The sequence below is a fragment of the Arthrobacter sp. StoSoilB13 genome (genome assembly GCF_019977255.1).
GTDB lineage: Bacteria > Actinomycetota > Actinomycetes > Actinomycetales > Micrococcaceae > Arthrobacter.
The window spans coordinates 1,694,190-1,714,004 of the sequence record NZ_AP024647.1; the positions used below are offsets into that span (position 1 = coordinate 1,694,190).

18 protein-coding genes, 1 tRNA gene and 3 pseudogenes are annotated in these 19,815 nt (G+C 62.0%); 6 read left to right on the forward strand and 16 right to left on the reverse strand.

Translation table 11 applies throughout. The features are described 5' to 3' along the window. Window positions 1–73: 73 nt before the first annotated feature. From rplL to LDP01_RS08000, 9 genes and pseudogenes are all read right to left on the reverse strand, one after another. A complete protein-coding gene (gene rplL, locus LDP01_RS07960) occupies window positions 74–451 on the reverse strand; it encodes a 50S ribosomal protein L7/L12 (protein WP_223933995.1) in 378 nt (125 codons plus the stop codon). A 76-nt stretch (window positions 452–527) separates the two neighbouring features. Continuing rightward, window positions 528–1,118, reverse strand: coding sequence for a 50S ribosomal protein L10 (gene rplJ / locus LDP01_RS07965; RefSeq protein WP_223933997.1), 591 nt, complete (start codon window positions 1,116–1,118; stop codon window positions 528–530). Between the two features lie 325 nt (window positions 1,119–1,443). Then, complete coding sequence (locus LDP01_RS07970) at window positions 1,444–2,616, reverse strand: GNAT family N-acetyltransferase (RefSeq protein WP_224088326.1); 1,173 nt, start codon at window positions 2,614–2,616, stop codon at window positions 1,444–1,446. Then, window positions 2,595–3,707, reverse strand: a complete 1,113-nt coding sequence (locus LDP01_RS07975; RefSeq protein WP_224088328.1) for a GNAT family N-acetyltransferase — start codon at window positions 3,705–3,707, stop codon at window positions 2,595–2,597. The genes LDP01_RS07970 and LDP01_RS07975 overlap by 22 nt, the downstream gene beginning before the upstream one ends. A 121-nt stretch (window positions 3,708–3,828) precedes the next feature. Further along, window positions 3,829–4,536: a 50S ribosomal protein L1 gene (rplA, locus tag LDP01_RS07980; protein ID WP_216925076.1), complete on the reverse strand. Its 708-nt coding sequence runs from the start codon at window positions 4,534–4,536 to the stop codon at window positions 3,829–3,831. A gap of 227 nt (window positions 4,537–4,763) precedes the next feature. Beyond that, a complete protein-coding gene (rplK, locus tag LDP01_RS07985; RefSeq protein WP_021474784.1) occupies window positions 4,764–5,192 on the reverse strand; it encodes a 50S ribosomal protein L11 in 429 nt (142 codons plus the stop codon). A 130-nt stretch (window positions 5,193–5,322) separates the two neighbouring features. Further along, window positions 5,323–6,181 (reverse strand): annotated as a pseudogene (gene nusG, locus LDP01_RS07990) (transcription termination/antitermination protein NusG). 114 nt (window positions 6,182–6,295) lie between these two features. Further along, the gene (gene secE / locus LDP01_RS07995) at window positions 6,296–6,577 is read right to left on the reverse strand and encodes a preprotein translocase subunit SecE (RefSeq protein WP_216925074.1); all 282 of its coding nucleotides are present in this window, start codon (window positions 6,575–6,577) and stop codon (window positions 6,296–6,298) included. Window positions 6,578–6,658: 81 nt separating this feature from the next. Next, window positions 6,659–6,731: transfer RNA gene (locus LDP01_RS08000), tRNA-Trp, on the reverse strand. 256 nt (window positions 6,732–6,987) lie between these two features. Between LDP01_RS08000 and LDP01_RS08005 the strand changes: the two genes are divergently transcribed. Continuing rightward, window positions 6,988–8,217, forward strand: a complete 1,230-nt coding sequence (locus LDP01_RS08005) for a pyridoxal phosphate-dependent aminotransferase (RefSeq protein ID WP_224088330.1) — start codon at window positions 6,988–6,990, stop codon at window positions 8,215–8,217. Between the two features lie 167 nt (window positions 8,218–8,384). Here LDP01_RS08005 and LDP01_RS08010 read toward each other — a convergent pair whose 3' ends face one another. Then, the gene (locus LDP01_RS08010; protein WP_224088332.1) at window positions 8,385–9,059 is read right to left on the reverse strand and encodes a LuxR C-terminal-related transcriptional regulator; all 675 of its coding nucleotides are present in this window, start codon (window positions 9,057–9,059) and stop codon (window positions 8,385–8,387) included. Further along, window positions 9,059–10,661, reverse strand: a pseudogene (locus LDP01_RS08015) (ATP-binding protein). Before LDP01_RS08015 ends, LDP01_RS08010 begins: the two are co-directional and overlap by 1 nt. Window positions 10,662–10,786: 125 nt before the next feature. Between LDP01_RS08015 and LDP01_RS08020 the strand changes: the two are divergent. The 5 genes and pseudogenes from LDP01_RS08020 to LDP01_RS08040 all read left to right on the forward strand — a co-directional run bounded on the left by LDP01_RS08020 (window position 10,787) and on the right by LDP01_RS08040 (window position 15,066). Next, window positions 10,787–12,379 carry a PspC domain-containing protein gene (locus tag LDP01_RS08020; protein ID WP_224088334.1) on the forward strand — a complete coding sequence of 531 codons (1,593 nt, stop codon included), beginning with the start codon at window positions 10,787–10,789 and terminating at the stop codon, window positions 12,377–12,379. 1 nt (window position 12,380) lies between these two features. Beyond that, window positions 12,381–12,731, forward strand: coding sequence for a hypothetical protein (locus LDP01_RS08025; RefSeq protein WP_224088336.1), 351 nt, complete (start codon window positions 12,381–12,383; stop codon window positions 12,729–12,731). Window positions 12,732–12,824: 93 nt separating this feature from the next. Beyond that, window positions 12,825–13,073: a PspC domain-containing protein gene (locus LDP01_RS08030; protein WP_224088338.1), complete on the forward strand. Its 249-nt coding sequence runs from the start codon at window positions 12,825–12,827 to the stop codon at window positions 13,071–13,073. Between the two features lie 207 nt (window positions 13,074–13,280). After that, on the forward strand, window positions 13,281–14,306 hold the full coding sequence (locus LDP01_RS08035; RefSeq protein ID WP_223934019.1) for an ATP-dependent 6-phosphofructokinase: 1,026 nt from the start codon (window positions 13,281–13,283) through the stop codon (window positions 14,304–14,306). A gap of 9 nt (window positions 14,307–14,315) precedes the next feature. After that, window positions 14,316–15,066 (forward strand): annotated as a pseudogene (locus LDP01_RS08040) (GNAT family N-acetyltransferase). Between the two features lie 104 nt (window positions 15,067–15,170). Here LDP01_RS08040 and LDP01_RS08045 read toward each other — a convergent pair. The 5 genes from LDP01_RS08045 to LDP01_RS08065 all read right to left on the reverse strand — a co-directional run bounded on the left by LDP01_RS08045 (window position 15,171) and on the right by LDP01_RS08065 (window position 19,712). Beyond that, entirely contained in the window at window positions 15,171–16,685 is a 1,515-nt protein-coding gene (locus LDP01_RS08045; protein WP_224088340.1) for a DHA2 family efflux MFS transporter permease subunit, read from the reverse strand. A gap of 91 nt (window positions 16,686–16,776) precedes the next feature. Beyond that, window positions 16,777–17,211: an ankyrin repeat domain-containing protein gene (locus LDP01_RS08050; protein ID WP_224088342.1), complete on the reverse strand. Its 435-nt coding sequence runs from the start codon at window positions 17,209–17,211 to the stop codon at window positions 16,777–16,779. Continuing rightward, entirely contained in the window at window positions 17,208–18,293 is a 1,086-nt protein-coding gene (ygfZ, locus tag LDP01_RS08055; protein ID WP_224088344.1) for a CAF17-like 4Fe-4S cluster assembly/insertion protein YgfZ, read from the reverse strand. Before ygfZ ends, LDP01_RS08050 begins: the two co-directional genes overlap by 4 nt. A 39-nt stretch (window positions 18,294–18,332) precedes the next feature. Next, window positions 18,333–19,055: a flavodoxin family protein gene (locus LDP01_RS08060; RefSeq protein WP_224088346.1), complete on the reverse strand. Its 723-nt coding sequence runs from the start codon at window positions 19,053–19,055 to the stop codon at window positions 18,333–18,335. 57 nt (window positions 19,056–19,112) lie between these two features. After that, window positions 19,113–19,712 (reverse strand): nitrobindin family protein, encoded by a 600-nt coding sequence (locus tag LDP01_RS08065; protein ID WP_224088348.1) that lies wholly within the window; start codon window positions 19,710–19,712, stop codon window positions 19,113–19,115. Window positions 19,713–19,815: the final 103 nt, after the last annotated feature.

Genomic DNA, 19,815 nt, shown 5'->3' on the forward strand with positions numbered 1-19,815 from the left:
GACCCCGCGTTGCTTGTTTAAAGCAGGAAGCCCCGCCCGGCGAACCGGACGGGGCTTCCACAAGCAAGACGAGTTACTTGAGGGTAACCGTTGCGCCAGCTTCTTCGAGCTGAGCCTTTGCCTTCTCTGCGGCTTCCTTGGTGGCGCCTTCGAGAACAGCCTTCGGTGCGCTGTCAACCAGGTCCTTGGCTTCCTTGAGGCCGAGGGAGGTGATGGCGCGAACTTCCTTGATCACTGCGATCTTCTTGTCGCCAGCAGCTTCGAGGATGACGTCGAAGTCAGTCTTCTCTTCAGCAGCTTCAGCAGCACCGCCAGCGGCGGGGCCGGCAACTGCAACAGCAGCAGCCGTAACTTCGAAGGTCTCTTCGAAGAGCTTGACGAACTCGGAGAGCTCGATGATGGTCAGTTCCTTGAAAGCTTCAATGAGCTCTTCGTTGCTGAGCTTCGCCATGGTGGCGTCCTTCCATTAGTTGGTGCAGATCCGGGCAAAGCCGATCCATGCACCTGAGTTTGATTGGGGGGAGAACTTAGTTCTCTTCGGTTGCGGCTTCAGCGGCTTCGGCCGGAGCCGCAACCTCTTCAGCAGCAGCCTCTTCAGCCGGGGCTTCTTCAGCGGCCGGTGCAGGTGCGCCGCCCTCTTCTTCAAGCTTGAGGCGCAGAGCGTCAATGATGCGGGCAGCAGCGGAAGCAGGAGCCTTAAGGACACCAGCAACACGCGCAAGCTGCAGTTCGCGGGACTCGAGGGCTGCCAGTGCGGCAACACCCTGTGCATCCAATGCCTTGCCTTCGAAGTAACCGGTCTTGATAACCAGCTGCTTGTTGGCCTTGGCAAAGTCCGTCAGGCTCTTGGCAGCAGCAACAGCGTCACCCTTGATAAAGGCGATTGCAGTGGGGCCTGCAAGCTGGTCGTTGAATGCTTCAACTCCGGCTTCCTTGGCCGCAATGGCACTCAGGGTGTTCTTGACGACCGAGAACTTGGTGTCCTGGCCGAGTGCAACACGCAGTTCCTTGAGCTGTGCAACAGTGAGCCCGCGGTATTCGGTCAGGACAGCCGCGTTCGATTCCTTGAAATCGTTGGTGATCTCTGCAACTGCGGAGACCTTGCTAGGCGTTGTCATAACCCTCCTTCCGGGGAATAAAGCCGGTCTTCCGGGTCCCCGCTCACGAGAGCTAAAACTAAAAACGCCCCGCGCAGATGCACGGGGCTTGGCTCAACACAGTTTGCACTGCGGAGACTTGCTTCGTTCACCTGCGCCGGCCGCCCTATGTTCAGGGTCCTTCGTCAAGGAATGCACTTTGTTCTCAGGGGCGTCGCTGCAGAATTGAGCTGCGCTCGAAAGAGTGGATTCCCATCAACCGACGGTCTTTGGTACTTCAAGGTTACGGGAGACCGATCAGCAAACCAAATCGACGTCGCGCTCCCCCCGTGGGATGCCTGGCTGGCTACTCCGACGACGTGACCTTCGGTCCCCGATCGGGAAGCTCCTTTTGCCAGAGCCCGGTGACTCCCGCCGTCGTAAATCCCAATTGCTTGTTCACGGTCAGGAGGTACCGGTTTTCCGGTGCGTTCCAGGTGTAAATGACCCGGGCATCAGGAAATTGCTCGCTGAGCCTTTCCATGTTTGCCACCTTGATCAGCAGGCCCAACTTGTTGCCGCGGTGTTCCTGCAGGACCAAAGTATCGTCCTGGAAAACGACGTCCTGACGGTGCGCGAGGACGCTGATGGTGGTCAATCCGGCCAGCCGGCCGCTCTCAATATGCTCGACGGCGGTAACCACCGTGCGCCGGCCCTGCGCCAATGCGGCGTCTTCGGTTTCGCGTAAAACCGCGGCGTCGAAGACCATACCGGTAACCTCGACAGCGGAGTCTTCTTCCTCGCCGTCCTCACCGTGGACAACCTCCCCCGCGGCGTTTTCCAGCTCAGCCACGGCCTCCAACCAAGCCTCGGGGCACCGATCAGTCCAATGGTGCAGCCTGTAGCGGCCAGCGTTCGCTTCCTCGGCCTCTGCCTGAAGATCCGCAACCAGCTTGGAATCCAGCGGCAGCACGCAGGAACTGAATTGCTCGATGTGCTGAAGGGTGTAACCCGCCCGCTGGGCAAAGTCCACTTCCCTGCTGCTGACAGGCACGAAGCCCGGGCCGCTGCCGGGAATCAACTGGTCTTCAGGTATCTCTGTGAGCGAAGTTGCCGGGTGGTTCGTGTCCACCAAAACCATGGTGCGGCCCTCAGAACGTGCCAACTGCTCTGCGGCCTCCAGGAGCTGACGACCCACGCCCTGGCTCTGATACTCCGGGAGAATATCCAGGGTGAACTCCGCAAGGTCCATGTTGTCCGCGAGCGGCAGCGCAATGTCCACTGTTCCCACGATGACCCCGTCCACCTTGGCTACCAGGATGATCTGGCGCTCATAGGGGTCGGAGAACTCAAGCAGCTTCTCCAGGGGTGTGTAAGCCAGGTCATCGCTGCCCCAGGTCTGCATCCGGACCCGTCGCGCCACTTCCACGGCGTCCAGGAAATCCCTTGCCTTGGGGCTGTCCAGATTGTCCGGCACCCATAGCTGCTCGACAACAACGGTCTTCGCCTCGTGTACAGTCATCCCAGCCGTTTCTGCCATTCGCCTTCAAAACCGGAAGGCTTGAATCCAAGGGCGATATTTATGGCCAGCATATGCCGGTTTTCATTGGCGTTCCATGTCATGACGCCTGTGGCGTCCGGCCAAAGACTTTCCGCCCTCCGAAGATTGGCGATTTTGACCAGCATGCCAAGGCCGTGTCCCCGGTGGCCGGGAGCCACCAGCGTGTCTTCCTGGCTGACGACCGCCGGCAGCGCCTCACGGTGGGTCAGGACCGTATAGGCCGCCAGCTCCCCGCTCGGGCGGTGCCGGGCAGCAGCCACAACCGAGTCCATGCCGCTTGCCCGCCACGTGGATTCCTCACGCCGAACCCGCACGGCGTCCCACTCTTCGCCTTCCCACCCCAGACCGGCAATGGGCACCTCCGTGCTCATGAGGCTCTTGAGATTGGCAAAACTGTCCAGGAGTTCGTCCGGGCATTCGTTCATCCAACCGATGATGTCGTACTCCGTTGCCCGGCGCAGCGCCTCGACTTCGAGTTCAATCAGGTGCGCCTCATCAACCGGCAGTGTCAGGATGCTGCTGGTTTCGACCTGTTCCAGGGAATAGCCATGGTGCAGGGCAAAGCGGGTCGATGCCGCGTTCAGGGGCACGCCACCCGTGCCGGACTTTGCCTCCAGCAGCGCCTCGCCCGCAATGACAGGCCCGATTGGCTCGCCGCAGTATCCGTCAAGGGAAGTACGGTTCCGCTCCACAGCCGCCTTTTCGAGAACTTCAAGGATCATCGTCCCAATGCCGCGCCGCCGGAAAGCTGCGTCAACGACGACGTCCACACCCGCCGTCGTCGTGTTCTCGCTTAACGGCAGGGTCAGCGATCCGCTGCCCACCACAATGCCGTCCAAACGGGCCAGGTAGACGTGCCGCTCCTCATATTCGTTGCCCTGCCAGAACATGAACGACTCGGCCAATGTGGCCGAATGGTCCAGGTTTCCCCACAAAGCAAGCTCATGGGCGATGCGTAACGCATGGAAGGCTTTGAAGTCCGTTGAGGCAGTGGCCTCCGGACCGTGCGGAACAGGAAGCCTTTCTATGGTGAGCCCGCCGTTGGCGGAAAAGTTCGACGACGACGCCACGCCCCACAGCCTACGACCGCCTGGGGTGGCAAACAAGTCGCGGCCAGCCTGCACGAACCCATGAAAAAGGGACCGCCCGGCAATGCCGGACGGTCCCTCTCAGAGTTTGAACTCGCGAAGCTTACGCCTCGGTGAGAACCTTGGTGACGTTCGGGTCAACGGTGATGCCCGGACCGAACGTGGTTGCAACCGTAGCCTTCTGGATGTAGCGGCCCTTGGAAGCGGACGGCTTCAAACGAAGCACCTCTTCCAGTGCAGCTGCGTAGTTCTCAGCCAGCTTCTGGGCGTCGAAGGACACCTTGCCGATGATGAAGTGCAGGTTCGAGTGCTTGTCGACGCGGAAGTCGATCTTGCCGCCCTTGATGTCGTTGACAGCCTTGGTGACATCCGGGGTAACCGTACCGGTCTTCGGGTTCGGCATGAGGTTACGCGGGCCCAGGACCTTACCGAGGCGGCCAACCTTACCCATGAGGTCAGGGGTTGCCACGGCGGCGTCGAAGTCGGTCCAGCCGGCTGCGATCTTTTCGATCAGGTCATCGGAACCAACGAAGTCGGCGCCGGCAGCAATTGCTGCCTCAGCCTTGTCGCCGGTTGCGAAAACGAGGACGCGGGCGGTCTTACCGGTGCCGTGCGGCAGGTTGACGGTGCCACGGACCATCTGGTCGGCCTTACGCGGGTCAACGCCCAGACGGAAAGCGACCTCAACGGTTGCGTCGAACTTGGAAGGGTTGGTGTCCTTCGCGAGGGTGATTGCCTCGAACGGGGCGTAGACCTTGTCTGCCTCGATCTTGGCTACGGCTGCCTCATATGCTTTGCTGCGCTTTGCCATGCTGCTTATTTCTCCTTGTGCAGTTGTGGTCTGCGGACCGCGCTGGGCCCTGCCACAAGTCGTGGATCCGGCAAGGATCCTGCGACATTTTAATGTTTCAGATGCCGGTTGCCCGGCGGGTGAAGGCTGAAATTAGCCCTCTGCTGCGTCTATTTGTCGAAAGTCTCCGGGACTCACTTCCGGCGAGTGCTTCGTTCCTCAGCCCGCACCGTCCGTGCATTCCTCGACTATTCGACGGTGATACCCATGGAACGGGCGGTACCAGCGATGATCTTGGCAGCAGCCGCGATGTCGTTGGCGTTCAGGTCTTCCATCTTGGTGGAAGCAATCTCTTCGACCTGGGCCTGGGTCAGCTTGGCAACCTTGACGGTGTGCGGGGTAGCCGAACCCTTGGCAACGCCTGCAGCCTTCTTGATGAGCTCTGCAGCCGGCGGGGTCTTGGTGATGAAGGTGAAGGAACGGTCTTCGTAGACCGTGATTTCAACCGGGATAACGTTTCCGCGCTGGGATTCCGTTGCAGCGTTGTACGCCTTGCAGAATTCCATGATGTTGACACCGTGCTGGCCAAGCGCAGGACCGATCGGCGGAGCCGGGTTAGCGGCACCTGCCTGGATCTGCAGCTTGATGAGGCCGGTGACCTTCTTCTTGGGAGCCAATGTAGGGTCCTTCTCTCAATAGCTTCCTGGGACACAGGAGCGCGTCCCAGGTTTGTGGCCGCCATGGCAAGGCGGCCGGCCGCTTCCGAACCGCAAAGCAGGCGGAACGGGAGCGAAATCTTGGAATCAGCTAGATCTTGGTGACCTGGTTGAATGCGAGCGTAACCGGGGTTTCGCGCTCGAAGATCGAGACCAGGACCACGAGGGTCTGGGACTCGGGCTTGATCTCGGAGATCGTTGCCGGAAGGGTCTCGAACGGGGCCTTCCTTGACGATGACGGACTCGCCGACCTCGAAGTCGACAGCCACGGGAGCCTGGCTCTGCTTGTTGACCGGCTTGCCCTTCTCGGCCTGCTCTTCTTCGAAGACCGGGGCGAGCATGGAGAAGACCTCGTCAAGGCGCAGCGGGACCGGGTTGTGGGCGTTGCCAACGAAGCCAGTGACGCCGGGGGTGTGGCGAACGGCGCCCCAGGAAGCGTCGGTCAGGTCCATGCGGACCAGGACGTAACCGGGGATGCGGACGCGGTTGATTACCTTGCGCTGCGCGTTCTTGATCTCGACGACTTCTTCCATCGGGACCTGGATTTCGAAGATGTAATCTTCCATGTCCAGCGTCTGGATGCGGGTCTCGAGGTTGGCCTTCACGCGGTTTTCGTAACCGGCGTAGGAGTGGATGACGTACCAGTCACCCTCCTGGCGGCGAAGCTTGGCCTTGAATTCCTCAGCCGGATCCGCGGGCGCTGCAGCGGCAGCGGCTTCCAGCGAGACATCCGCAGCGTCGACGTCGGAGTCGTCGTCAGAGTCGGACTCGTCATCAGACTCAGCGTCTACGTCAGACTCGAAATCCTCTTCGGAATCATCGACGTCGGCAGATTCGGGCGCAGCAGAGTCAGCCTCCGACTCTTCCGCGGCCTCAGCCGCGGCGTCGTTTGTGCTTTCAGCGGGCCCATCCAGCTCAGCCTCGTTTACCTCAAGCTCCTGCTCAGACACTTGGTCTCCTGCTTCCTCATTGCCTAACATGCCTATTTAAATGGCTCAATTCCGCAAACCCCACAAAATTCCTGAGTTACCAAGGAATTTCGCGCGGTTTGCGGACAGATCCGCTTAGCGGTCCGTAGCGCCTGACCCACCGAAGACCCAGCTCACTCCCGTGCCGAAGGCAAGGTCCAGCAGGGTGACGATGAGCATCATGATGGCTACGAACACCAGCACCACGACCGTGTAATTGATCAGTTCCTTGCGGGTCGGGGCAACGACCTTCTTCAGTTCGCCGATAACCTGGCGGATGAAGAGTGCAATTCGGGCAAAGAAGCCGGCATCGGCTTTCTTGGCAGGACGGCCCTTTGAGCTGCTAGCAGCCGTTTCGGTCACCTGGTCCTCACTCACCTTGCAAAGTCGTTTGACCCGGCTCTGATCAGAGCCATGGTTGCTGCGCTTGCCCCGGCGTTTCCGCCGGAACAGCTTGCGCAGGGCAGACAGGACTCGAACCTGCAACCTGCGGTTTTGGAGACCGCTGCGCTACCAATTGCGCCACTACCCTATGGATCGAATCCATGTTTCAGGCCGCACTTCAGCCTGTGGTGCTTTTCAACACCGGTGAACCAGTCTACGCAAGAACTTCGCGATAGTCGAACCGGACTAATTCCGGGCCTTCCGGCCGCTTATGAATCAATGTGAGCAGCATTATCAGTCACATTGTCCAGCAGGCGCCCGGGAGCTCCGCAGAACAGCATAAGGTAGTTTACGTCGAATCCCATCATCCAGCCCACGAGCTGCCTGCGAAGAACGGTACATAGATGTCTGCCGGAACACCTGCCGCCCGCATTTCACAACGAATCTCCGCTATTGCCGAGTCCGCCACCCTTGCCGTTGACGCCAAGGCCAAGGCACTGAAGGCCGCGGGGCGCCCCGTGATCGGTTTCGGTGCCGGCGAACCCGATTTCCCCACCCCGGATTACATCGTCAAGGCAGCAATCGAGGCTGCTGCCCAGCCGAAGTACCACCGCTACTCCCCCGCTGCCGGGCTTCCCGAGCTGAAGAAGGCCATCGCCGATAAAACCCTCCGGGACTCCGGCTACAAAGTGGACCCGTCGCAGGTCCTGGTGACCAACGGCGGCAAGCAGGCTGTCTACAACACCTTCGCCACCTTGGTTGATCCGGGCGACGAAGTCATCATCCCCACGCCCTTCTGGACCACTTATCCGGAGGCCATCCGTCTCGCGGGGGGCGTTCCGGTGGAGGTATTCGCCGGACCCGAGCAGGGCTACCTCGTGACCATCGAGCAGCTTGAAGCCGCTGTCACGGACAAAACCAAGATCCTGCTGTTCGTGTCCCCGTCCAACCCGACCGGCGCTGTATACAGCCCGGAGCAGGTTGCGGAGATCGGCAAGTGGGCGGCTTCCAAGGGCCTGTGGGTTGTCACCGACGAAATCTACGAGCACCTGACCTATGACGGCGTGAAGTTCACCTCCATCGCCACCGCAGCACCGGAGCTTGGCGACAAAGTTGTCATCCTCAACGGCGTGGCCAAGACCTACGCCATGACAGGCTGGCGCGTGGGCTGGATGATCGGCCCGGCCGACGTCATCAAGGCTGCCACCAACCTGCAGTCGCACGCGACATCCAACGTTTCGAACATCATGCAGGTCGCGGCCGCCGCTGCCCTCACGGGTCCGTTGACCGCCGTCGACGAAATGAAGGTCGCGTTCGACCGCCGCCGCAAGGCGATCGTGGCCGGCCTGAACGCGATTGACGGCGTGGAATGCCCGACGCCGACCGGCGCCTTCTACGTGTACGCGGACGTCCGCGGTCTGCTGGGTAAGGAATTCGAAACTTCCAACGGCCCGGTCCGCCCTACGACATCCGCGGAACTCGCCACGTTGATCCTCGACGAGGTTGAAGTAGCGATCGTTCCCGGCGAGGCATTCGGCCCGTCCGGCTATGTTCGCCTGTCCTACGCACTTGGCGACGACGATCTCGCCGAGGGCGTCCGCCGGATCCAGGAATTCCTGGGCAAGGCGAAATAGCTTATGGCCCGGTAGCGCTTCGACGTTACCGGTTGAATGCTCCCGCACCAATGTTTGTTGGTGCGGGAGCATTTCCGTTTAAGCGGCGGGATCTGAGAGAGCATCCGTCAAAAGGGCGACGGATGTGAGAGAGCATCCGTCAAAAGGGCGGCGGATGTGGGAGAGGATCAGAGGAGGCGGCGCTCGGCGGCCCACTTGGTGAGTTCGTGGCGGCTGGAGAGCTGCAGTTTCCGGAGCACGGCGGACACGTGCGTCTCCACGGTCTTGATGGAAATGAACAGCTCCTTGGCCACTTCCTTGTAGCTGTATCCGCGCGCGATGAGCCGCATGACTTCCAGCTCACGCGCCGAGAGACGATCCAATTCGTCGTCCGCGATGTCTGCTGGTGCCGTACCGAAGGCGTCCAGGACGAAGCCAGCGAGGCGCGGCGAGAAGACGGCGTCGCCGTCCGCCACGCGGATCACGGCATCGGAAATACCGGCACCGGAAATCGTCTTGGTGACATAGCCGCGGGCACCGGCCCTGATCACTGCCACGACGTCCTCGGCTGCGTCTGAAACACTCAGTGCCAGGAAGCTGGTGGTGCCCAGGAGCGCGGCAGACCCTGCGATGACCTCGCGCCCTCCGCCGCCAAGGCCACCGGGAAGGTGCACGTCCAGCAGGACAACCTCAGGCCGGGTTTCCGCAATGACAGCAATGGCCTCCTCAACCGTGCCCGCCTCGCCCACGACGTCCATGCGGTGATCGAGATCCGCCTTCAGCCCGGAACGGAAGATCGTGTGGTCATCGACGATCACCACCCGTACACTGCGCGGCTCACCGCTTTGGGAGGTGTTGTTCATTACCGTGGTTCTCCATTCCGTACTTCGCCGCTGTGCACATCTCCGAAGCGCGTATCCCCGGATCGCACGTCTCCAGTGCGCACATCTCCAGTGCGCGTATCGCCACCATCGGCGTTTATCGAGGGGAGGGCCAGCCGGACTTCGGTTCCGTCCCTGCTGCTGTTGATCGTGGCCGTGCCTCCGTGACGCTTCATGCGGCCGATGATTGATTCCTTGACCCCCAGCCTGTCATCGGGGACGGACTCAACGTCAAATCCCGGGCCGCGGTCCTTGATGAAGACCTCGGTGTTTCCTGCTGTGCTCTCCATGTAGACGGAAACAGTTCCCCCGCCGTGCCGGGCAGCATTGAGCATGGCTTCCCTGGCTGCCTGGACCAGGGCCTCGTGCCTGTCAGTCATATCGGCGTCGCCCACGGTAACCACCTCCACGGCCTGGCCGTGGGCATCCTCCACTTCGGCGGCTACGGCTTTGATCCGCTCGGCCAGCAGTCCTGCATTCTTGGCGGCATCAGTGAAGAGCCAGGACCGAAGTTCACGTTCCTGGGCCCTCGCCAGCCGGACAACGTCTTGCTCAGAGCTTGCCCTGCGCTGGATCAGGGCAAGGGTCTGCAACACCGAATCGTGGAGGTGGGCCGCGATCTCCGCGCGCTCGGTTTCCCGTACACGCCCCGCCCGTTCAGTCTCGAGGTCCTTCCAGAACTTCAGTCCCCACGGCAGCAGGACCAGTGCAACCCCGCCCAGCACAGCAACGGATGCCAGGAGCGCAAGCCAGGTCTGCTCCCAGGATCCCGATCCGGACACCATAACCAGGACACCGGCAACTACCAATGCAAGGCCGGCGGCCAAGCGGACCCAGCCACCAGCCTGGTCGGCCTTGGTTTTGTCCACCAAACCGGCCCTGCGGGTCTCGTCGAGTTGCATCCATGCGATCGCAGCACCGCCCAGGATGGCAGCTGCCGGAATCAGTGTTCCCAAGGGCACATCGACGCCGAACTGGCGGGCAATCAGGATCACAGCGACCAGAAGCAGGGCCGGCTCCGAGCAGGATCTCCTTGCCATACTGGATTCTTCGAAAGTTGAACCGGGAGACCGGTGATGCGGAGCCTCCGGATTCGGCCCAGCCGCCGGCAGGAGCCGCCGTGCTGCCGCTGGTTGCCCCACCAGACAGTTGTTCACCAAGCGATGCGCTACCAAGCAATGGGCTACCTGGCGGTGGGCTGGCAAACTGTGGACCAAAGGCACCCGCACCATCGGGTGCCGGCAGGTTTCCACCCACCGCAGGAGCACCGATCACCGGCGGTGCGGGTCCGGCGTCGGGCGCTTTTGGTATGGACTCAGTGGCAGGCGGAAGGCTGACTGCGGGAGCAATAGGCGACGCCGGGCGCCGGGCATTGCGGCGCGCGGCCTCATCAGCGGTGGGAACCATGGTCCACAGCCAGGCGTAGAAGGCCAGCCCCGCTCCCCCGGCGAAGCAGGCAAGGATCATGCCCAGCCGGACATACTTCACGGGCCAGCCCAAATGGTCGGCAAGTCCGCTGCAGACGCCGGCGATCATGCGGTCGCTGCTGCGGACCAGCGGCGGGCGTTGTACAGCGGTTGTCATGTACCAATCCAAACACGGATCAGGGTTGCCCGGACCTGAAACCGGCCTGATTCGGGGGTCCCTCAGGGATCATTCAGGGTATCCCCCAGTAGAGGGCAGGGTACCCGGGACGGGAGGATCGAGGTATGAACGCGAACAGCATGAACCCAGAGGAATCCGGAACGCCTGGCAGCGCCGGCACACCCGATCCTGGCGACGCCGGCACATCCGGTCCTGACGCCAACGCTGGCACATCCGCCGGCGCCCCGGGGGAACCGTCCCCCCACGCCTATCCTTCACCCGAGACCGGTCCCGGTGCACCCCGCACTGCACCACAGCCCCGCACCGAACCCCAACCCCGCACTGCACCCCAGCAGAACTTCTTCGACTGGATCCGCAGCCAGGGCGTCCGCCGTGGGCCGGACCGCTGGATCGGTGGCGTCTCCAGCGGAGTGGCGCACCGGTTCGGCATCGACCCCCTGATTGTCCGGGGGATCTTCATCGTCCTGGCACTCTTTGCCGGCATTGGCGTCCTCCTTTACGGCCTGGCGTGGGCCTTGCTGCCTGAACCGGACGGCCGCATCCACGTTCAGGAAGCAGCCGCCGGGCGCTGGTCAGGTGGCATGACAGGAGCGTTAATCACCACGATCATCGGCCTGCCTGGCCTGGGCCGCGGGTTCTGGGGCTGGGGCTGGAACGGCCTTCCCGGCCTGTTGTGGACGCTGTTCTGGGTGGGCGGCGTCATCTACCTCATCTACTACCTGGTGCAGCGCAACAAGGGATCGAAGGTGGGCCAGCCCATGAACCAACAGGACTTTGCAAGCACTTCTTATGGAATGGCTACTGCCTACGGAGCGCCCACGGCATACGGAACGCCAACGGCAACCGGGACAAACACTGATACCGGCATGAACACAGCTGCCGGCACCAACACCGGTGTTCCGGTCTACGGCCAAGGCCAGCCAGGCACCAAACCGCAGGGTTATGGGGCTGGCCCCTACGAGCCATCAGGCCCGCGGCCGCCCTTCGGCCCCACTCCGCCCCAGGGCGGACAGCCTTTTGGCGGCCAGCCGCACAACGGTGAACCCAAGCCGCCCCGCGCCCGGCGCAGGGGTCCCGGGCCAGCGATAGTTGCCGTCACCGCGGGTGTGGCACTGCTGGTTGGGGGCACCTTGAAAGCGCTGGACGCCGGCAACATCATCGAGCTCGGCCACTCAGCCAACGCCGTGGTGTGGGCCGCGGGTGCAGCGGTCCTGGGTTTGGGCATCCTCATTGCGGGGTTGCGGGGACGGACCTCCGGTTTCCTCGGTTTCCTGGCGGTGGTGGCCTTGATCATCGGTGGAATCTTCAACGTCGTCCCAAGGAATGGCGATCGCTTCACGTTCCATGACGTGGACTGGGCACCACTGAGCATCGAGCAGGCCCGGCAGGGGGTCGACGTCACTGGCGGCAAGGGAACAGTGAACCTGGACGACCTGGCCCTGACGGCTCCGCTGACCACCGAAATCGTGGTCCCCGTGGACGCCACCTTCAGCAACGTCACCGTCATCATCCCGGACGACGTACCCGTTGAGGTGAGGGCCGATATGACCTTCGGCAACCTCAACGAACACGGCTCGGACCGCGGGGGCCGCCTCCAGGACGAGCGTTCGGTCTACAACGCCGATAAGCCCGGAGCCAACCTCGTGGTGGAGATCGATGGCACTTTCAGCAACGTGACCATCCAGGAAGGAAACTGACATGAGCACGAACGAGTCAAGCAACGCACGTGAAGCCGCGGAATCGAATGAGCCCGCACCCGCACCGCGGCTCCAGCCAATACCGCTCACGCCACCGCTTGAGCCCAGCTATCGGGTGGAACCGGACATCGACGACGACGAACCGCAGCACGCGCGGATCGGCACCGTGGTGTGGGGATTGATTGTGATTGCCCTGGCCGCTTTATTGGCAATCTCCACCCTTGGTTGGGTGGTGCTGGACGGCACGTATGTGCTGATCGGCCTCATGATCGGCGCAGGCGCAGCCTTGGTCATCGGAGGAGTCCTCGCCGCCCGCAAGAGTGCTGGTAAAACCAAGAGCCCCGCAAGGTAACTGCCAAGCCATCCGGACAGGTACCAACGTGACAGGTACCAACGTGACAGGTACCAACGTGACAAAGCAACCACAACAAGGAAGTCTGTAGCCATGGACAAGTTCTTCAGCATCGTCAGGGGCTTCGGCCTGAAGCGTGGACCCCAGCGCTGGTTGGGTGGTGTCTGCGGTGGGATCGCTGCGAAGCTCAGGGTGGACGTGGCATACGTTCGCGTCGCTTTCCTGCTCTTCTGCCTCTTGCCCGGGCCGGCTGCAGTGTTCTATATCCTCGCTTGGCTCATCCTGCCGGACCAGAAGAACAGGATCGTGCTGGAGTCGTTCATCAGCCAGCGTTCCCGTTAGGGTCACGACGATCAACGACTTCGACGCCAGCGACACAAAGCGCCCCGCCGCTGCGGGGCGCTTTCGTTGTTTTCAGAGAGATTTCCAATACCGCACGGCCGGGGTCGAAAGTAACCATTTGTGTCCCACCCCACATCCACGTCTACAATCGTTGGGAGCTCAGCGTGGCGCTCTACACGTATTCCTCCAAGCCATGAGTGAGCAAACATGAAAATTGGCATTCTTACCAGCGGTGGCGACTGCCCCGGACTCAACGCAGTAATCCGGGGAGCGGTCCTGAAGGGGATCGCAATCCACGGCCAGGAGTTCGTGGGTTTCAAGGACGGCTGGCGCGGCGTTGTGGAAGGTGATGTCATCGACATCCCCCGCACCTTGGTCCGCGGTATCGCCAAGCAGGGTGGCACCATCCTGGGCACCTCCCGCACCAACCCCTTCGAGAACGGCGGCGGACCGGACGTCATCAAGGCCCACATGGAACGCCTGGGCATTGACGCCATCATCGCTATTGGTGGCGAAGGCACGCTGGCGGCGGCAAAACGGCTCACCGACGCCGGACTGAAAATTGTTGGTGTTCCCAAGACCGTGGACAACGACCTCGACGCAACCGACTACACCTTCGGTTTCGATACAGCGGTTGAAATCGCCACCGAAGCAATCGACCGCCTCCGCACCACAGGTGAGTCCCACCACCGCTGCATGATCGCCGAGGTCATGGGCCGCCACGTAGGCTGGATCGCGCTGCACGCCGGAATGGCCGCTGGTGCACACGCCATCCTCATCCCGGAACAGACGGTCAGCATCGAGCAGATTACCGAGTGGGTCCAGGAGGCCCACGACCGCGGTCGCGCGCCCCTGGTGGTGGTAGCTGAGGGCTTCGTTCCGGACCACATGGAATCTCCCCACTCCGAGCGCGGACTGGACACTTTCGGCCGGCCCCGCCTGGGCGGAATCGCGGACCAGCTCGCCCCGGAAATCGAAGCACGCACGGGCATAGAGACCCGCGCCACCATTCTTGGCCACATCCAGCGTGGCGGCGTACCAACGGCCTATGACCGCGTTCTGGCAACCCGCCTGGGCATGGCAGCTATCGATTCGGTGGTGGAGGGACGTTGGGGCACCATGGTCGCCCTGAAGGGGACGGACATCTCCCACGTTGGTTTCGAAGAAGCACTGGGCAAGCTCAAGACCGTTCCGCAGCACCGCTACGACGAAGCGAGTGTGTTGTTCGGCTAGGCTGAATCCATGACTCTTGAGCCCACGTCCGCTGCCATTATCCAGCTGGCGTGGGCTCGGCATTTGGGGTTCGACGACGACGCTTTCGCCGCCGCTGCGGCCCGGGTCACCACTTCGGAGGTGGATCCAAGCGACCCCTCAAACCGCATCACCCTCGCCGACGAATCGGCGCAGGCAGTCGTTTTCCTCCGCCTTTTTGGTGCCTCAGCGCTGGTGGGACCCCAGTGGGTCCTCGACGCAGCCGCTGGAATTCCAGACACTGAGCTTGCCCAGCATGTCACGCTGTTGACCCTCACCCGGTCCCACGGTGGACACGGCCCTGGGGTCCTCCGCCTTGTTCTTTGCCGACGACCTCCCACTCAATCAACCATCCGAAGACCTCACGGTCTCACGGGGCAATCCAGAGGCGATCGCGCTGGAAGGGCTGTGCCCCCCGGATGACGTCAACGAAGTGGGCCTGCAAGCCCTTGAGCACCGCTTCACCATCATGCATCCCGAAGAAGAACAGCCCACCCCCGTGGCGTGCGGGGCCTACTCCGAGTGGGAGGGAATCCTGGCCAACATGGGCGTCCTGGTAGCTCCGCCCTGGCGTCGGCGTGGCCTGGGAACGCTCGCTGCATCGATTGCTGCCCACGAAGCCCTGGCCGCTGGTCTGACGCTCCAGTGGAAGGCCGATGTCAGCAACAGCAGCGCACTCGCGATGGCGCGAAGCTTGGGATTCGCCACTGGCGGACTCCATGCGAGCGTGCTGCTCGGCTGACAAGCGCCGAACCGGGCCAGCCTTGGTCCTGGATGGCACCGGTCTTGCCCCTGCGTCCGGGTCAGGACCAGCCAAAAGTGGGCTGGTCCCCGCCGTTTGCCACGCTACTTCCTGACCGTTTCCTGAGGAGCCCCGCTTGAAGCAGCAGCTCCCCAGCCTTCAACGGACTTCGGTTTGGCAAAGAACACGGCCACCACTGCCCCGACGAGGATCGCACAGGCGGGCAGCACGATCGACTGGCTCATCGCCGTCGAGTATCCTGCATGCAGTGCCTCGGGAAGGGCGCCGTTCATGGACGCTTCGTTCGCCGGAGCTCCCGCTGGCGCCGCGGGCAGCTCGGCCGCAAGCCGCGCCTGGATCAGCGCAGCAATGGCCGCCGATCCAAGGACTGCGCCGATCTGGCGGGTGGTGTTGAACACGCCCGAACCGGCGCCCGCTTGGCGCGGTTCGAGGTTCCGTGTTGTCGCATTGGATACCGGCCCCCAAATGAAGCCATTGGCAACACCCTGCAGGGCACTGGGAAGCAGGAACATCCAAATGGGAGTATCCGGCCGTAGAAGTGAAGCTGTCCAGAAGAGCGCTCCTGCCAGGCAAACCAGGCCAAAGGATGCGAACCAGCGCGGGTTGGCACGGTCGATCAGCTTACCCACGACGGGTGCCAGGCCACCGGAGATCACTGCCATGGGAATCATGAGCAACGCTGATTGGGTGGGGGTCAAGCCCCTCACAACCTGGTAGTAGAAGATGGTGGGCAGCGGGAACGCCGTCACTGTGAAGCCGACCACCATGATGGTGGTGTTGCCCAGCGAGAAATTGCGGTCCTTGAACAAAGCGAGCGGCAGCAGCGGTTCCCCGCCGCGCCGGCCCAGCAGCCACTGCCAGAGAACAAAGAGAACCAGGACCACGAGCCCTGCGATGATCAAGCCCCACACGGTAACGGCACCGGTGACCGTTCCCCACTTATAGGTTTGGCCTTCCTGGAGACCGAAGACCAAAAGAAACATGCCGACGGCGGAAAGCACCACGCCAGCGACGTCGAATGAATGGCTGTGCGTCGTCAGCTTCGGGACGAAACGGGTGACCATGGCGAAGGCGACAATTCCAATCGGGACGTTGACGAAGAAGATCCACTCCCATCCCAGTCCGTCCACCAGGACCCCGCCCAGAATGGGACCCACGAGGACAGCCATGCCGGCTGTCGCTCCCCAAAGCCCCATGGCGGCACCCCGGCGGTCCGGAGGAAAAATACGCGTGATGACAGCCATGGTCTGGGGCGTCATCATGGCCGCGCCGAGCCCTTGGACCGCGCGGGCGGCGATCAGCATGGTGATATCACTGGAGAAGCCGCACCACAGCGAAGCCAGGGTGAAGACCACCAGGCCGATCAAGTACAGATTCTTCGGCCCGAAACGGTCACCCAGCCTGCCCGTGATGAGGAGGGGTACCGCATATGCCAGGAGGTAGGCGCTGGTAACCCAGATGACGGCATTGATATCCGTCTTGAGGCCCTCCATGATTCGCGGATTCGCGACCGACACGATGGTGGTGTCGATAAGGATCATGAAGAAGCCTATGACGAGGGACCACAGCGCGGGCCACGGCTTGGCTACGTTTTCCAAGGGATTCCTTCGGCTGGTATGAAAGTTCTCTGATCCCGCACTCATCAGTACGGTTGTCGCAGCTGCCGGGCTTCCCGGAACCCCTCGCGCCTTAGCCCAGAAGGGCCAATATTTCGGCCCTGGCAAACATCCTGGCCGCTTCGCGCGCGGTGGGAGTTCCGGCGTCGGGGTCTGCTCCTGCGTCCAGCAGCGCCCGGGCGACGCCCGTGTATCCCTTGAATACCGCCCCGGCAAGCGGCGTCTGACCACGGTCATTGGGGGTATTCACATCGGCGCCGTGGTGCAGGATCAACTGCACGGTTTCCTCGTGCCCATGGTAGGCAGCAAGCATCAGCAGCGAATCTCCGGAGGCGTTGGTGAGCGTGGCCGGGGCACCGGCATTCAGGTAGCTCCGAAGCATCTCGGTGTTGCCTTCGCGGGCGGCATCGAAGAGGGTGTGGGCCAAGGCGACTGCTTCGTCGTCGGCGCCCGTATCGGTGGCGGCAGAGTCGGCTTCGGATCCGGTGCTGTGACTAGGTTGGCTCATCGATGGGGTCCCTTCAGGAATCCGGTTTGGCGCCCGACCACCTGGCCGGCGTCGGGGGCGACGATCACTTCCTGGGCTGCGATATAAGGCTCCTCGCCGTCCATGACTGTCAACGTTTCATCCGCCGGAACGGAGCGCTTGATGACAGCCAAAGCCACAGGGCCCATCTCGAAGTGCTGCGCCACAGATGTCAGAGTACCCACCTTGCGCTCCCCCGCAAATACAACACTGCCAACGGCCGGAAGAGTGTGTTGCGAGCCGTCCAGCTGCAGGAAGACGAGGCGCCGCGGCGGATGGCCGAGATTGTGAACGCGTGCGATGGTCTCCTGGCCCTTGTAGCAGCCCTTGCTCAGGTGAACGGAGGTGCGAATGAGGTCCAGCTCGTGCGGGATGGTCCTGTCATCGGTCTCCGCACCGAGACGTGGGCGCCACGCGGCAATCCGGAGGGCGTCGGCCGCCATGGCACCAGCCAGGGGCAGGCCTTCGACCACGGATTCCAGGTCTGCCGCAGGGACGAGGTATTCGAACCATGGGCGTTCGAGGCCAGGGTGCGACTCCTCCGGGACAGTGCTGTAGGAATAGCCGCCCGGGCCTACATGCGGCCACGGATCTTCCCAAACCAAGTAATCGCCAAGCTTCTCCACGGGCTTTGTGGAACCAAGGACAGCCCACTCCCCGGAGACATCCGTGACCTCCACGCGAAGCATGAACTTCATCTTGTTCAACCACTCGGCCAACGGCTCCGCTTCCGCGGCCTCGACGATCAGCCAAGTGGTTTCACCGTCGTCGATAACCCGCGCATCGAACTCGATGCGGCCCTGGACACTGAGCAGCAACAGTTCGCTGCCAACACGGGGCTGGAGGTTGGTCACCTGCTGGGATGAAAGCGTGTTGAGCCAGCTGAGGCGGTCCGGTCCGGACACCGTCACCACACCGCGGTGTGAAAGATCCACGACGGCCGTACCGGTTGCCAGAGCGCGTTGCTCCCGCAGCGGCTCGCCATAATGGGCCGCGACGCCGGCATCCAGACCAGTGTCTTCGACAGCGCCAGGGCGCGACAACAGGGGGCTCTTGTAAGTCATATGTAGTAGAAGTCCTTGCGGCTCAGTGGTATTCCGGAATCAGCGGTATTCCGGGTTCTCGAAATCGAATCGCGTGCCGGCTTTCCATTCTTCCGGAAGGTTGCCATAGGCAGGGATGCCGCCTGCATCCCTGAGCAGGCGGGCCATGTGCATCAGGTTCCAGGACATGAAGGTGGTGTTCCTGTTGGTAAAATCACTCTCCGGACCACCGGACCCTTCATCCAGATAGCTTGGCCCTGGGCCTACAGGGCCAATCCAGCCGGCATCAGCTTGCGGAGGAATAGTGAAGCCTATGTGCTGGAGGCTGTACAGCACGTTCATGGAACAGTGCTTGATGCCATCTTCATTTCCGGTGATGAGGCATCCACCCACTTTCGGGTAGAACGCCCACTGGCCCTTGTCGGTCAGTTCGCCGGAGTGGGCGTACAGACGCTCAATGAGCTTCTTCGTCTGGGAAGAGTTATCGCCCAACCAGATGGGACCGGCCACCACCACGATGTCGGCCTCAGCGACCAACGGATAGATCTCCGGCCATTCATCGGTTTTCCAGCCGTGCTCCCGCATGTCCGGATAGACACCGCTGGCGATATCGTGGTCGACAGTCCGGATGAGGCGGGTGGTGACGCCCTGCTTTTCCATGATGTCGCGGCTGATGCGGATCAGCCCATCGGTGTTGCTGACCTGAGGTGAAGGTTTCAACGTGCCGTTGAAGAACACGGCCTTGAGTCCCTCGTAGCCTCCCGGTTTGAGGTTGTTATTCACTAGCTGCTCCTTTTGCTGGTTGCGTGTGGAACGTTCAGTGACACCTCGCGCCGGGCGTCAGGAAACCCTGTGAAGGAACGCCGAGGCGTGTGGTTCCAATGCCTTGCCGTTGGCGGCAACATCCCAGCGCCAGAGGAGATTGCCATCCACCAGGCCAAAGATCCGTGTTGCGGCGGTGTACTCCTTTGAGTGGCTGCCGCGCATCACCATATCCGTGGTGAGCTGGATCTGTGGTCCCTTGATCTGGCCGTAGTAGAGCTCGGTGATTCCGCCAGGGTGGGCAATTGAAACGGAGATATCGAAGCCGCCTTCTTTGTTCCGGCGTTCTTCGACCTCATCGGCGGTCTTGAGCACGGGCACAATGTCCGCAGGGATCAGCCCGGGACCACCGTCGCCTTCCTGGAGCTTGCGTTCCAAGGCCCAAAAGCCGGTTTCAACGGTCAGTGGGCGCAACTTTGCGCCGGCGTCGTCGCTGATCCAGGTCTCGGCCCTGTACTGCAGGTACGGCAAACCGTTATGGGTGAAGGAAACGTGTTGGACGAAATGTTCCGAATCCTCATCACCACTGCCAAGCCGGCCGCGGCCTTCCCACTCACCAATGAGCCAGGAAAGCGGGACGAGTTCAGGCGTCAGGTCTGTTGGAATCTCAATAGGCACAACGACTACCTCTTTTGGACTGCAGGATCAGAAGGCTTTACTTCTGGCCCTTGAAAAGGCGGTAAACAACGAAACCCGCAAACCACGCCATGGCAATGCTTGC